Source organism: Kumtagia sp. (genome assembly GCF_059502445.1).
This window is the reverse complement of sequence record NZ_JCACER010000076.1, coordinates 43,497-57,159: the sequence shown is the minus strand read 5'-3', so window position 1 is coordinate 57,159 and position 13,663 is coordinate 43,497. Positions and strand designations below refer to the sequence as shown.

Here is a 13,663-nt window from a genome sequence, read left to right as displayed (position 1 = left end):
CTCAGCTTTCCGTCGCCGGCCGGGCAAGGATGTCGGCGGTCTCCGGATTCATCGCCTGGCCGGCGCGCCGGGGTTGCGACAGCGGGCCCGGAACCGGTGCGTTGCCCTTCATCAGCGCACGCCCGGCCTGGAGGCCGCCGGCGATCTGCAGCTCCAGCCGCTCGTCGTCGCGCTGGCGGACGTCGGCCAGCACCTCGGTCACGGACTCCGCCTCGACGCCGAGTGTCTGCAGCGCCTGGCCGCCGAGGGCAAGCGCCGATTCGAACGTCTCGCGGATCTGGTAGTCGACGCCCGCCTTGATCAGGGCGAGCGTCGTGCCGCGGTCGAAGGCGCGCGTCAGGACCGGCACCAGCGGGAACTCCGCCTTGAGCAACTCGGTGATGCGCACCGCCGTATCGCCGTCGTCGACGCAGACCAGCACTGCGCGTGTATGCGCGGCCCCGGCGGCGTGCAGGATGTCGAGCCGCGTGCCGTCGCCGTAATACACCTTGAAGCCGAAATTGGCCGCGGCCTGGATCATCTCCACGTCATTGTCGATGATCGAGACGTCGATGCCCCTCAGCAGCAGCGGCTGGCTGACGATCTGGCCGAAGCGGCCGAAGCCGATGATCAGCACGCTGCCGCTTAGCCCGTCGGCGACGTCGACATCGTCCAGCGACTGCGTCTCGCGCGGCGTGAAGGCGCGCAGCGCGATCACCGCGAGAGGCGTCAGCACCATGGAGACGATGATGATCGCCGTCAGCACGGCGTTCTCGTCGGCGCTAAGGATGCCCTCGGACAGAGCGGCGGAATAGAGTACGAAGGCGAACTCGCCGCCCTGCGCCATGATCACCGCCCGCTCCAGCCCCTCATGGTGGCCGGAGCCGAACAGCCGGGCGACGACATAGATGCCGACCGCCTTCACGATCATGTAGGCGGCGACATAGAAGGCGACGGTGCGCCAGTTGTCCCAGACGATGCCGAGGTCCAGCGCCATGCCGACGGCGATGAAGAACAGGCCGAGCAGGATGCCGCGGAACGGCTCGATGTCGGCTTCGAGCTGGTGACGGAAGGTCGATTCCGACAGCATGACGCCGGCCAGGAAGGCGCCCATGGCCATCGACAGGCCGCCGAGTTGCAACGCCAGCGCCGATCCGAGCACCACCAGCAGCGCCGCCGCCGTCATCACCTCGCGCGCCCGTGATTCTGCGAGCAGGCGGAAGAACGGGTTGAGCAGGTAGCGGCCGGCGACCACCAGGCCGACGATCGCGCCGACGCCGATGCCGATATGGGCGAGGCGTTCCGACCAGCCGGTCGCCTCGGCATTCGGCGCCAGGAAGGCGACCAGCGCCAGCAGCGGCACGATCGCCAAATCCTCCAGCAGCAGGATCGAGATGATCCTTTGGCCCTTCGGCGTGGCCATGTCGCCGCTTTCCTCCAGCGACTGCATGACGATCGCCGTCGAGGTGAGCACGAAGCCCGCGCCGGCGACGAAGGAGGCTGCGACGGGGAAACCAGTGGCGATGCCGATGGTCGTGAGCAGCAGCGAGCAGATCAGCACCTGCATGAAGCCGAGACCAAAAATCTCGCGGCGCAGGCCCCACAGCCGCGACGGCTTCATCTCCAGCCCGATGATGAACAGGAACATCACCACGCCGAGCTCGGCGACGTGCAGGATGGCTTCCGCCTCGTAGAAGATGCCGAGGCCGAAGGGGCCGATCGCCAGTCCGGCGGCGAGATAGCCGAGGATCGAGCCGAGGCCGATCCGCCTGAAGATGGGGACCGCGACCACGCCTGCCGCGAGCAGCGCCACCACCTGGACGAGGTCGTCGCCTGCTCCTTCAACCGCCATCAGCCGCCTCGTCCTTCGAACCATCCGAGGTCTGCGACGGCAGACCTTCTTGCGGCTACGATAGGGACTTGGGGCGGCCTCTGCCAGCCCCGGAGGCGCTGCTAGTCGATCGAGCCCACAGCGGTGGCGTCGAGACGTTTCAGGCTCATGCCGATCACCGGCACCAGCTGCTTGTCGACGCGTACCGAGACGGTGACGTTCATGGTGTTGGCATCGGCGATGCGGGCCTGCATGACACCCTTGAGCTGCTTGCGGTTGATCGCGAACATGACCTTGCGGCCGTCCTCGACGACGCTGCCGGAAACGATGTCGAGACCCTTGCCCGCGGCGCCGTCCATGAAGGCGCCCTGGTAGCGGCCGCCCTTCTGCTCGACCGTGGCGGTCATCTTCTGCGAGAACACGCCGACCCGGCAGCTGCCGTCGAGCGTCATGCCGGCGGCCTTCGCCGGCGTCGAGCCGGCAAAGGTGCAGTTGAACTTGGTGCCCTTGTATTTGCCGGCGACGATCTCGCCGGGTCCGGCCCAGTTGCCCTCGACCGACTGGAAGAACTTCTTGTCCCGGTCGGCGGCCTGGGCATCGAGCGCAGGCGCGCCTGCGGCGGCCGCGGCAAGCAAGGCAAGGGCGGCGGAACGGGACACGGACATCATCGGCGACTTCCACGCATCGGAGCTGATGACCGACCATGACCAAGAATGGTTAATGCTTTGCTTCGGAACTCTGCCCTGCCGGCCGCCAAGACAGCAGCCGGTGTCCACACGGGAGGCGGGGCGGTTGGTCCCGTTCGGCGCTTTTCCGGTGTTGCTGCCGGGTGCTGCTTGACAGCCCGGACGGCGGCCGTGTCGACGATGTTCGATTATTTCGTGCCGGCAGGCCGGACCCTTGCATCGTCGGCCAGTTGCGCCTGGATTTGCCGGGCCATCTCGAGATGCTCCAGCACCTTGGGAAGCGTTTCCTTGGCGAATTGCTGGACGTCCGCGTCCTGGCCCTGACCGATCTCCCAGACGAGAAGCTGTACGGTCTTCTGGTGATCGATCACCTGCGCCTTCATGTATTCGAGATCGAATCGGGCGCCATCGAGTTTTTCGAGATCGGCGCGCATCTTCTCATGGTCGGGATCGAGCCTGTCGGGCAACGGCATCCTGCTCTTGTCGGCGATCGCCTTGAGCTTTGCGTTCGCGTCGGTGTGGTCGCCGACCATGCGGTCGGCGAAGGCCTTCACCTCATCATTCGTGCTCTTTCCGGCGGCGAGCCTGCCCAGTTCCACCTCGGCCAGGCCGCCTGCGGTGACGAGCTGAGCGAACAGCCGGTCCTGGTAGTTGGTCTGGTTCGGCGCGGATTTTCCCGGCGCATCCGTCCGCGTGTCCGGCGCCCAGCCGGCGGGATTGCCGAATTGCGCAAGGGCATGGCCGGGCAGCAGAACCAGTCCGAGCATGATCGTCAGGGCGCGCATCTCTTCCTCCGTCGTTGCGCGCAGAAGCTGCGCGGGCGCGGTCGCGGCGCTCAAAGCGTGAGCAGATAGGCGACCAGCGCTTCCTTCTCCTCGCCTGTGAGCCTGGTGCCGAGCACCAGGTTGAAGAACTCGACCGTGTCGGCGAGCGTCATCAGCCGGCCGTCATGCATGTAGGGCGGCGAATCCTTGATGCCGCGCAGCGTGAACGTCTTGATCGGACCGTCGGGCATGGCGACGAAATCGTTCGTCGTCTCGCCGATCTTGTAAAAGCGCTCGAGCTTCAGGTCGTGCATGGCGTTGTCCATGAAGGACAGCGCCGGGACGTGGCATTCCGCGCAGCGGCCCTTGCCCATGAACACCTGTTCGCCCATCAGCTCCTGCTCGCTCGCCTGCGCCGGGTCGAGCCGGCCGAACACGTCGAGCTTCGGCGCCGGCGGGAAGTCGATGATGTTCTGCATCTGCGCCATCATCGCCACCTGGTTGGGGCGGTCGGGCAGGTGCACGCCCTTGCGGGTGGCGCTGACATGGTCGCCGTTGAAATAGGCGGTGCGCTGCTCGAATTCGGTGAAATCCTCGACCGAGCGCAGCGAGCGCTTCGAGCCGTGGATCTGCTGGTTGAACAGCCCGCGCAGGCTCGTCGTGTCGAGGCGGAAGCGCTCGGCCTGCGGGCGGATGTCCGGCGTCAGGTGGAAGGCCGCGTTGGTGTGGAAGTTGGAATGGCAGTCCAGGCAGGCGACGCCGAGGCTCGGTTGAGCGACCTTGCGGTCCTCGGTCTGGTTGAACTCCTCCTGCGGGAAGGGCGTGAGCAGGAGCCGCAGCCCCTCCATCTGCACCGGCGTGACGATGCCGTTCATGTATTCGTAAAAATTGCGGATGGTCAGCAGGTCGCCGCGCGAGACGTCGCCGAGCTCCGGATGGGTGGTGAGGAAGATCGGCGGCGGGAATTCCGGCGTCAGATGGGCGGGCAGATCGAAATCGACGTCGAAGCGCCGGAGGTCGCGCGCCTCGTCGCGGCCGATTTCGGTGATCTGCTCTTCCGGAAAAACCTGGCCGCCCGCCGCCTGTTTGGTGTGCGGCAGCGGCTTGAAACCGTCGGGCAGCAGGTCGCGATCGCGGATTTCCTGAGGGCTCATCGCCGCCAGGCCGTCCCAGGTCTCGCCCTCCCGCAATTTGACGCGCACACCCTCCTGCACCGCCTTGCGGCCGCCCGACATCATCACGGCCGCCGGCCGGTCGGCGAGGTCGTAGCGCTGCTCGAGCAGGGCACGCTGGCGCTGCATCACGCCCGGTCTGGCCGCCTCGTCATTGGCCCTGACCGCCGAGAAGGGAAGCGCCGGCAGAGGCCGGTAGGTCGTATCCGGCGGCAGCGGGTCGCCGGCATGGGCGAGCGTGAGCGCCGCGGCGCCCAGCGCGCACGGCAGTCCGTACCAGATGAGACGGGGCATGATTCCCTCCAACGACGTGCCGCCGGACGAACGTCTGAAAGACGGCGCGCCCTAACCGGGAAGGGGAGGGAATGTTCCTCGACGATCGATCACGCCGCCGCCGCTTCGGAAGGAACTGTTAACCAGTCGCTTCCTATTCCTCGGCGGACATCCCACCAAGAGTCCGAGTTGGTCTCCATGCATTCCCACCGCGCCAATTTCCCGAACCAGGCCTCGCACGGCGACGAGGGCGATCGCGGCAAGGAAACGCTTGCGGGCGGGCAGGGCGCCGGGCTCGCCGATTCGCCGTGGCAGGAGTATTTTTTCCTGGCGCCGAACGTCCGCTTCACCCGCACGCCGGATCGCGATATCCGCAAGCAGCGCCCGGAGGACGACGCCGGGCAGGCGGACGGGCAGGGCGGTGCCGCGCCGGACAAGGTCGCGGCGGCGGTTCCGGCAGTCGCAAAGCCCGCTGTCCACCCCTCGGCGCCATCTGGATTCGCCAGGAATCGTCCGGCAGGCTCTCCGTCACCCTCGAAAACGACGGAGGCCGCGTCCCGGAAGCCTGTGCCGACCGTCGTGCCGTCCGCCCCGCAGCCGCCGGGCGAGGCCGCGGCGGCAGCCGGCCTGCCCAAGCCAAACGGCCATCAAGACCTGGGGGCAGGCGTTTCGTCAGCGGTGCCGGCCGGCGCCGGAAGGACCGGCTGGTCCTTTCTTTCCGACCACGCCTTCTTTGAGTTCGTGGATCCTTATCTGTCGGTCGCGCCGGCCCGGGTCGCGCCGGCGGTGACGGATGTCGCCAGGCCGGCGCCGGTGACGCTGCCTGCGAAGGGGAAGGAGACCCGCGCCGCGGCCGCGCCCGAGATCACCGCGCTGTTCCGCGTCATCGACTGCGCCCAGGGTCGGGCGGCTGCCACGGCAGCGTCCCATGTCGCTGCCGTGCCGCCGGCGCAAGACGCTTCGCAGGATCTGCGCGCGCCCGCCGCCGCTTCCGGTACGTCAAGGGCCGCGCCCGCTCCGGCCGGCAACGCCGCGGCCTGCGGGCAGCCGGCGAGAAAGCCGGACATCGCCATGCCCCTAGCCCCCCGTCCGTCCCTGCCGGCGGTCGGCGCAAGCACCCGGTCCGGCGCGCCCGACGCCTACGAATTCCCGTCGGAGGACTTGTTGCAGCGGCCACCGGAGGGGCAAGGCTTTTACATGTCGCAGGAACGGCTGGAGCAGAACGCCGACCTCCTGGAAAGCGTGCTCGAGGATTTTGGCGTGCGCGGCGAAATCATCCATGTTCGCCCCGGCCCGGTCGTCACGCTCTACGAGTTCGAGCCGGCGCCGGGCGTGAAATCCTCGCGCGTCATCGGGCTGGCCGACGACATCGCCCGCTCCATGTCGGCCGTCTCGGCCCGCGTCGCCGTCGTGCCCGGCCGCAACGTTATCGGCATCGAGCTGCCCAACGAGACGCGCGAGACCGTCTATTTCCGCGAGCTGATCGAAGCCGACGGCTTTCGCCGCACCGGCTGCAAGCTGGCGCTCTGCCTCGGCAAGACGATCGGCGGCGAGCCGGTCATCGCCGAGCTCGCCAAGATGCCGCATCTCCTGGTCGCCGGCACCACCGGCTCCGGCAAGTCGGTCGCCATCAACACCATGATCCTGTCGCTGCTCTACCGCCTCAAGCCCGACGAGTGCCGCCTCATCATGGTCGACCCGAAGATGCTGGAGCTTTCGGCCTATGACGGCATCCCGCATCTGCTGACCCCCGTCGTCACCGACCCGAAGAAGGCGGTGACGGCGCTCAAATGGGCGGTGCGCGAGATGGAGGACCGCTACCGCAAGATGGCGCGGCTCGGCGTGCGCAACATCGACGGCTACAACCAGCGCGCCGCGAGCGCCCGCGACAAGGGCGAGACCGTCACCATGACGGTGCAGACCGGCTTCGAAAAGGGCACCGGCGAGCCGCAGTTCGAGGAGCAGGCGATCGACCTCGCGCCGATGCCCTACATCGTCGTCATCGTCGACGAGATGGCCGACCTGATGATGGTGGCCGGCAAGGAGATCGAGGGCGCCATCCAGCGCCTGGCGCAGATGGCGCGCGCCGCCGGCATCCACCTGATCATGGCGACGCAGCGGCCCTCGGTCGACGTCATCACCGGCACTATCAAGGCCAACTTCCCGACCCGCATCTCCTTCCAGGTCACGTCCAAGATCGACAGCCGCACGATTCTCGGCGAGCAGGGCGCCGAGCAGCTGCTCGGCCAGGGCGACATGCTGCACATGGCCGGCGGCGGCCGGGTCGTGCGCGTCCACGGCCCGTTCGTCTCGGATGCGGAGGTCGAGCAGGTCGTGGCGCATCTGAGGACGCAGGGCCGCCCCGACTATCTCGAGACGGTGACGGCCGACGAGGAGGAGGAAGAGGCGGAAAGCGACGACATCGCAGTCTTCGACAAGGGCGCCGTCGCGGCGGACGACGCCGACGCCCTCTACGAGCAGGCGGTGAAGGTGGTGCTGCGCGACAAGAAGTGCTCGACCTCCTACATCCAGCGGCGGCTCGGCGTCGGCTACAACAAGGCCGCCTCGCTGGTGGAGCGCATGGAGAAGGAAGGGCTGGTCGGCTCTCCCAACCATGTGGGAAAACGCGAGATCATTTCGGGCAGGCCGGCCGCCGGGCTGGACAGGGACGCGGGGGAATGATTCCGGGGCGCCGGCATTTGCATGCGACTGTCGCGCAAGCAGCCCGCTTGTCCGAACAGTCTCCTTCTGGTAGGGCCTCGCTTCTCAATTCCGCAACGTCCAGTCAGGAGCCGGGTCGGTGAAATCGTCAGACAGGTAAGCCGCAACAACCCTCCCACGTTGTTGCGGCGTTCTGTTCGATAGGGTCACGATCCCGGCTGACAGGCAGATCGCCGCCAGATGTCTTTCATTTGAGCGGATGTTTTCCCATGCCTGTGAAACCGCCCGTATGGGCCAGTTCGCTGCCGGCAGCGCTGCTGCTGATGGCGCCCTTCGATATCCTCGCCTCGCTGGCGATGGACATCTATCTCCCGATCGTTCCAGCCATGCCCGGCATTCTCGGCACCAGCCCGGCCGTGGTGCAGCTGACGCTGAGCCTCTACATGGTCGTGCTCGGGCTCGGTCAGCTCGTCTTCGGCCCGGTCTCCGATCGGATCGGCCGCCGGCCGGTGCTAATCGGCGGCGCGCTGCTGTTCGCCGCCGCGTCCTTCGCCCTGGCCGCGACCTCGACCGCGGTTCCGTTCGTCGCCCTGCGGTTTCTTCAGGCGGTCGGCGCCTCTGCGGCGCTGGTCGCCACCTTCGCGACCGTCCGTGACATCTATGCCGAGCGCCCGGAGGGCGTGACCATCTACGGCCTGTTCAGTGCCATGCTGGCTTTCGTGCCGGCGCTCGGCCCGATCGCCGGAGCCGTTATCGCGGACGTGTTCGGATGGCGGGCGATCTTTGCCACGCTCGGCGCGCTGGCGGTCCTCGCCACGCTCAACGCGGTGCTGCGCTGGCATGAAACCCGGCCGGCTACGGCCGCCGCCCGCCGCTCGGCGCTGCCGATCTTCCGCAGCATGCCCTTCTGGACCTATTCGCTCGGCTTCAGTGCCGCCATGGGCACGTTCTTCGTGTTCTTCTCGACTGCGCCGCGCGTCCTCATCGGCCGCGCCGGCTATTCGGAGTTCGCGTTCAGCCTGGCCTTCGCCACGGCGGCGGTCGTCATGATCGCCACCACGCGCTTCGCAAAAGGCTTCGTGGCGCGATGGGGCATTGCCGGCAGTTTGGCCCGCGGCATGCTGCTGCTGCTCGCCGGGGCGTTCCTGCTGGTCGCCGGCCAGCTCTTCGGCGCGCCGTCCTTCATGACCTTCATCCTGCCGATGTGGGTGATGGCGGTCGGCATCGTCTTCGCCGTCTCGGTGACGGCCAACGGCGCGCTGCAGGGCTTTGACGACGTCGCCGGTTCGGCGGTGGCGCTCTATTTCTGCGTCCAGAGCCTGATCGTCGGCATTGCCGGCACGCTGTCGGTCGTCCTGCTCGGGGGCGACACAGCCTGGCCGCTCGTGGCCTTTGCGACGATCATGGCGCTGCTGGTGCTTGCGGCGCTGGCGGTATCGCGGCGGCGGGCGAGAGCATAGCGAGGCGGTTGCATACGAGGCAGTAGCGTGATGCCTCTCCGATCCGACGTGCCGGATCGGAGAGGACGGCGAAACAGTCGCACGGGTATCAGCCGGCCGGCGCGTCCTTCGCGCCGGCCTTGCGGCGGGTGAATGACGCCAGCTCCGTCAGGAAGTCGGTCAGCCTCGGCCGCTTCAGTGCGTTGAAGGGAAGGGGCCGCACGGTCTCGATGGCGGCGATGCCGATGCGCGCCGTCATCGTGCCGTTGACGACCCCTTCGCCAAGCTTTGCCGAGAGCCGGGCCGCCAACCCCTGGCCGACGAGCTGGTGGACGAGGTCGTCGCCGGCGGCGATCGCGCCGGTGACGGCGAGATGCGCGATCACGCTCCGCGCCAGCCGGAAGAAGCCGAGCGTGCCCGGCCGTCCGCCGTAGAGCTCGGCCAGCCGGCGGATCAGCCGGCCGGCCTCGAACACAACATAGGCGAGGTCGACCAGCGCGCGCGGGCTGACGGCGGTGACGATCGACACGCGCTTGGCGGCGTCGAGCACCATGGTGCGCGCCCGCTGGTCGAGCAGGCCAAGAATCTCGGCCTCGGCAACGCGGATGAGGTCGGCGCCGTCGATGATGTCGGTCTCCAGGTCGGCGAGCGCGCGCCGGCCGGCCGCCGTCTGCGGGTTCGCCGCGACCAGCGTCGTCAGCTCGGCGACGACCTTTCGCGCCGCGGCGGCATCGTTCCGCTGCGTCGCCTCGGCGGCAGATCGGCGCAGTTTCTCGATCGAGGAAAGCCGAGACAATGCAAGCAGTTCGCGCGCCAGGATCACGAGCAGCGCGAGCAGCGCCACAGCCGCCGCAACCGCTGCGACCCAGCCCAGCCAGTCGGCGCGGGCGAACAGGTCGCGGATCAGCCGGTCGGTCCACAGGCCGATTGCCAGTGACACGAGAATGCCGAAGGCAGTCGCGAAGGCGGTGCCGAGCCATGAGCGCTTCCGCGGCGCGGTGGCGGGTGGCGGATCGCCGGCAGGAATTTCCGGCTCGGCGAACACGTCGATCTCGTCCGGCACCACCACCGCCTGCTCGGTCTTGAGCGCGCGCGGCGGGCGCGGTGCAGCCGTTCCCCGGCTGGCCGGCTCGGGAGGCGTCTCGATCTGCGGCGGCTCGACGCGGAAGGCCGTCGGCTTGCGGGTCATGCGAGACGGTCTCCCAACAGGAACTGCAGGGCGCGGTCGAGCCGGATATGCGGCAGCGACAGGGTGATGCCCTCGGCGGTGCGCTCCAGTTTCGGCGGCCGGAAGCGCACGAAGCGGATGGCGTTCTCGACGGCAACGTCGCCCGCCGTCTCGAAGGCGGCTTCCGCCTTGCCCGGCAGGTCGCCCGGAAACACCGCGGTCTCGGTCTTGCCGTCGAAAGTCTCGCCGCCGATGCGCTCGCCCGCGAGCGGCGTGCCGATGATGACGGGCAGTTCCTCGCGACCCTGCCGCACCGTGCCCTCGCGGGTGGCGCGCACGGCGGCCATCGCCAGCACGTCGACCGTGGCACCGGTGAAGTCGGCGCGCTTCACCGCGCCGTCGGCGATGCGCCGGACGATCGCCTGCAGCCTGTCGTGGCTTTCATGGTGCAGGTGGTCCGCCTTGGTGGCGGCAATCAGAATGCGGTCGATGCGGTGGGCGAACAGGTCGGAGAAGAAGCCGCCGCGACCGATGCGGAAGCAGGCAAGGATCTCGCCCAGCGCCCGCTCCAGGTCGGCCAGCGCCCACGGCCCGGCATTGAGCGCCTGCAGCGCGTCGACTAGCACGATCTGCCGGTCGAGCCGGGCGACATGCTCGCGGAAGAACGGCTTTATCACATGCGTCTTGTAGGCCTCGTAGCGCCGCTCCATCATCGCGTGCAGCGAGCCCGGCCTGGCCGCCGCGCCTTCCTTCAGCGGCAGCGGCGAGAAGGTCAGCGCCGGCGAGCCGTCGAGGTCGCCCGGCATCAGGAAGCGTCCCGGCGGCAGTGTCGACAGCGCCCGTTCGTCGTGCTTGCAGGCCTTGAGATAGTTTGCGAAGGCCTCGGCGAGGCGGCGCGCCGTCATCTCGTCGGCGGTTGCGTCCGGATCGGTACCCGCCGCGAGCTTGCGCCACTCCGCCGCCAGTTCGGCGCGCACCGGCAGGGCCGAAAGCTCGACCGCCTCCAGCGAGAAATCGCGAAAGGATTTTGCCAGCAGCGGCAGGTCGAGCAGCCATTCGCCGGGATAGTCGACGATGTCGACCGACAGCTTTCCGGCGGAGAACATACGGCTCCAGGCGGAGGCGGACTCGTACTCGATGGTCAGCCGCAGTTCGGAGATGGCGCGGGTCGAATCCGGCCAGGTGCGCGCCTCGACGAGGGCGGCGACATGGTCCTCATATTGAAAGCGCGGCACCGCGTCGTCCGGCTGCTCCTCCAGCCGGGAGCGGGCGATCCGGCCCGATTTATAGGCCTCGAACAGCGGCAGGCGGCCGCCATGGATGAGATTGTGAACAAGCGCGGTGATGAACACCGTCTTGCCGGCGCGCGACAGGCCGGTGACGCCGAGCCGCAGCGACGGCGAGAACATGGTCGCGGCGCGGCCGGTGATGGTGTCGAGCGCGATGCGCGCTTCGTCGGTGAAACTGGTGAGAGACGCCAAACCCGGTGACCCGCTCCTGTCCGTCTCCCGCGATATAGGCGAGCCCGCGGGCAATTGAAATGGCGCTCGCCCGGCGGGCGCCCGGCTCAGGAGCCGGCCGGCGTCAAAAACGCTTCGAGGAAACCCTTGCCGGGCGTAACCCCGCTCAGGCTCGCGTCGAAGCGGATGACGGCGAGGCCGGAGGTCGGAAAGCCGAGTCCGAGCATGGCCAGCGCCGCCGGTTCTCCTCTTTCGGAAAGCGCCAGCGCCAGATCCTCCATCATCGGATTGTGGCCGATGACGAGCAGCGAGCCGTGCCGGCCGTGCTCGCGGACCAGTTGGAGGTAGCCGGCCGCATCCTCCGAATAAAGGTGATCGAGGAAGATCACCCGGCCGGTATCGGCGCTGCCGGCGATGCCTTCCAGCGTCTGCCGGGCGCGCTTCGCATTGGAGCACAGCGTCACGTCGGGAACATAGGCGTGCTCGCGCATCGCCTGCCCGGTCGCCTCGGCATCGGCGCGGCCGGTCGCGTCGAGCGGGCGGTCGAAGTCGCGCATTCCGGGTTGGGCCCAGCCGGCCTTGGCGTGCCGGAGAAGATAAAGCCTGCTCAACCTGCACTCCTGCCCGGACGAGGGCTCGAGCATCGATGTAGCCGCAGCGGAGAGGCCGCGCAACCGGCCGCGGGTAACGTCTGCGGCATGTTCGCTCATCAAATCAACGTCATGCAGACGTGCAATCAAGGCATGAATTGGTCCCGCGCCGACCCTAACAATCGCGTGACGCCGACGAGGAATGATCTTGTGCCGCGGGAGGTCGCCGAATATATAGGCGCCCAAAAACCAGGGGTGTAATGGGATGAGTCGAATGAGCGTGCTCGTTGATACAGACTATGTGCCCTCGGAAGATGAGCCGTTCATGAATGAGCGGCAGAAAGCCTACTTCCGAGCCAAACTTGTCAACTGGAAGAGTGAAATCCTACGAGAAGCCCGAGAAACCCTCGAAATCCTGCAGCAAGAAAACGCCAATCACCCCGATCTCGCCGACCGCGCTTCTTCCGAAACCGACCGAGCCATCGAACTTCGCGCCCGCGATCGCCAGCGCAAGCTGATCGCCAAGATCGATTCGGCGCTGCAGCGCATCGACGAGGGCACCTACGGCTTCTGCGAGGAAACCGGGGAGCCGATCTCGCTGAAGCGGCTCGACGCACGTCCGATCGCGACCTTGTCTATAGAGGCGCAGGAGCGGCACGAGCGCCGCGAGAAGGTTTATCGCGACGATTGAGCGGCCAAAAGCGCCGCTTTTTTTGTGAAAGCGGTCCTATTTTCTGACGAGAACGCATGAAAAAAGCGGCTTCGAGCCGCTTTTTTCTGCGTCCATGCCGAAGATTTACCGGCGTGGCTTGGAGAGTTCGCCAAGCAGCCTAGCCATCTCGTCGTCCAGGGACGGAGCCGGGCCCGGCTTGCCGCCCTTGGTCTCGTCATCGTCGAGCGAGACTTCCAGTTCCTTCAGCAGCGCGTCGTCGAGATCGTCCGAAGGTGTCGGCGGAGGCGGGTTCCTGAGTGCCGAAGCCGCTGGCAGCACCGGCCCGGCCGGCGCCGGACGCGGCTCGGGCCGGGGGGGCGCGACCGGCTGGGCAGCAGGTCGTGGCGGCGCAAGGCGTTCCGAAGGCTGAGGCGGGGGCGGTTCGGGCAGGCGCGGCAGCGGCGCCGCCGACTCGGCCGGGCGGCGCAGCACCGGAGCGGGCACCTCGGGCACCGGTTTCGCCGGCGGGGGTGGCGGGGCGGCCCGCAGCGGTTCCGGAGCGCGCTGCGGCGGTGCCGCGGCGGGGGCAGGGGCTGGCTGCGCGGCGGGCGCGGGAGCCTGCGGCTCGCGGGCTCCTTCCGGCGGAAGCGACGGCCGGCGCTGCTGGCCGATGCGGATGTCACGCTCCACCACCACGTCGGTCGGGCCGCCGATCAGAAGCAGATGCTCGGTATCGTCGCGGCGCACCAGCACCAGCCGCCTGTGGCTGTCGACGGCTGTGGCGTCCATCACCGCCAGCCGCGTCTTGCGGTTGCGGCCGCCGGCCACGAAGGTGCCGAAGAACATGCCGCGAAACACCTTCACGACGATCAGCAGCACAACCAGCAGCAGCAGCGCGAAAAGTGTCCACAGGACCGCCTGCGAATATCCTGGACCCGCCACCTCGTCCAACCAGTCCAGCATTTCAGGCCCCGCATCATTGAAATCG

11 protein-coding genes are annotated in these 13,663 nt (G+C 67.9%); 3 read left to right on the top strand and 8 right to left on the bottom strand.

Annotated elements, in window-relative coordinates; genetic code table 11:
* Position 1: 1 nt before the first annotated feature.
* The 4 genes from AC5JDC_RS20095 to AC5JDC_RS20080 form a co-directional block, all read right to left on the bottom strand.
* Positions 2–1,831, bottom strand: coding sequence for a monovalent cation:proton antiporter-2 (CPA2) family protein (locus AC5JDC_RS20095; protein ID WP_495843991.1), 1,830 nt, complete (start codon positions 1,829–1,831; stop codon positions 2–4).
* Between the two features lie 101 nt (positions 1,832–1,932).
* Complete coding sequence (locus AC5JDC_RS20090; RefSeq protein ID WP_106771072.1) at positions 1,933–2,478, bottom strand: hypothetical protein; 546 nt, start codon at positions 2,476–2,478, stop codon at positions 1,933–1,935.
* 206 nt (positions 2,479–2,684) lie between these two features.
* Positions 2,685–3,281 (bottom strand): DUF4142 domain-containing protein, encoded by a 597-nt coding sequence (locus AC5JDC_RS20085; protein WP_495843989.1) that lies wholly within the window; start codon positions 3,279–3,281, stop codon positions 2,685–2,687.
* A 50-nt stretch (positions 3,282–3,331) separates the two neighbouring features.
* The gene (locus AC5JDC_RS20080) at positions 3,332–4,726 is read right to left on the bottom strand and encodes a cytochrome B6 (protein ID WP_495843986.1); all 1,395 of its coding nucleotides are present in this window, start codon (positions 4,724–4,726) and stop codon (positions 3,332–3,334) included.
* A 177-nt stretch (positions 4,727–4,903) separates the two neighbouring features.
* Between AC5JDC_RS20080 and AC5JDC_RS20075 the strand changes: the two genes are divergently transcribed.
* Together AC5JDC_RS20075 and cml are read left to right on the top strand one after the other, a co-directional pair.
* Entirely contained in the window at positions 4,904–7,387 is a 2,484-nt protein-coding gene (locus AC5JDC_RS20075) for a DNA translocase FtsK (protein WP_495843984.1), read from the top strand.
* A 248-nt stretch (positions 7,388–7,635) separates the two neighbouring features.
* Positions 7,636–8,826, top strand: a complete 1,191-nt coding sequence (cml, locus tag AC5JDC_RS20070; RefSeq protein WP_495843982.1) for a CmlA/FloR family chloramphenicol efflux MFS transporter — start codon at positions 7,636–7,638, stop codon at positions 8,824–8,826.
* An 88-nt stretch (positions 8,827–8,914) separates the two neighbouring features.
* Here cml and AC5JDC_RS20065 read toward each other — a convergent pair whose 3' ends face one another.
* The 3 genes from AC5JDC_RS20065 to AC5JDC_RS20055 form a co-directional block, all read right to left on the bottom strand.
* On the bottom strand, positions 8,915–9,994 hold the full coding sequence (locus tag AC5JDC_RS20065) for a YcjF family protein (RefSeq protein WP_495843980.1): 1,080 nt from the start codon (positions 9,992–9,994) through the stop codon (positions 8,915–8,917).
* On the bottom strand, positions 9,991–11,454 hold the full coding sequence (locus AC5JDC_RS20060; protein WP_495843978.1) for a YcjX family GTP-binding protein: 1,464 nt from the start codon (positions 11,452–11,454) through the stop codon (positions 9,991–9,993). The genes AC5JDC_RS20065 and AC5JDC_RS20060 overlap by 4 nt, the downstream gene beginning before the upstream one ends.
* 86 nt (positions 11,455–11,540) lie before the next feature.
* Positions 11,541–12,044 (bottom strand): SixA phosphatase family protein, encoded by a 504-nt coding sequence (locus AC5JDC_RS20055; protein WP_495843976.1) that lies wholly within the window; start codon positions 12,042–12,044, stop codon positions 11,541–11,543.
* Between the two features lie 253 nt (positions 12,045–12,297).
* Here AC5JDC_RS20055 and dksA point away from each other — a divergent pair, with 253 nt between their 5' ends.
* The gene (gene dksA, locus AC5JDC_RS20050; RefSeq protein WP_106771065.1) at positions 12,298–12,714 is read left to right on the top strand and encodes an RNA polymerase-binding protein DksA; all 417 of its coding nucleotides are present in this window, start codon (positions 12,298–12,300) and stop codon (positions 12,712–12,714) included.
* A gap of 105 nt (positions 12,715–12,819) precedes the next feature.
* On the opposite strand, the gene AC5JDC_RS20045 is transcribed toward dksA, so the two are convergent.
* A complete protein-coding gene (locus AC5JDC_RS20045) occupies positions 12,820–13,638 on the bottom strand; it encodes a hypothetical protein (RefSeq protein WP_495843974.1) in 819 nt (272 codons plus the stop codon).
* Positions 13,639–13,663 lie beyond the last annotated feature (25 nt).

Coding starts and splice junctions, on each gene's coding strand:
- AC5JDC_RS20065 (WP_495843980.1), bottom strand. CDS start 9,994: ATGACCCGCAAGCCGACGGCCTTCCGCGTCGAGCCGCCGCAGATCGAG.
- AC5JDC_RS20075 (WP_495843984.1), top strand. CDS start 4,904: ATGCATTCCCACCGCGCCAATTTCCCGAACCAGGCCTCGCACGGCGAC.
- dksA (WP_106771065.1), top strand. CDS start 12,298: ATGAGCGTGCTCGTTGATACAGACTATGTGCCCTCGGAAGATGAGCCG.
- AC5JDC_RS20085 (WP_495843989.1), bottom strand. CDS start 3,281: ATGCGCGCCCTGACGATCATGCTCGGACTGGTTCTGCTGCCCGGCCAT.
- AC5JDC_RS20095 (WP_495843991.1), bottom strand. CDS start 1,831: ATGGCGGTTGAAGGAGCAGGCGACGACCTCGTCCAGGTGGTGGCGCTG.
- AC5JDC_RS20080 (WP_495843986.1), bottom strand. CDS start 4,726: ATGCCCCGTCTCATCTGGTACGGACTGCCGTGCGCGCTGGGCGCCGCG.
- AC5JDC_RS20045 (WP_495843974.1), bottom strand. CDS start 13,638: ATGCTGGACTGGTTGGACGAGGTGGCGGGTCCAGGATATTCGCAGGCG.
- cml (WP_495843982.1), top strand. CDS start 7,636: ATGCCTGTGAAACCGCCCGTATGGGCCAGTTCGCTGCCGGCAGCGCTG.
- AC5JDC_RS20090 (WP_106771072.1), bottom strand. CDS start 2,478: ATGATGTCCGTGTCCCGTTCCGCCGCCCTTGCCTTGCTTGCCGCGGCC.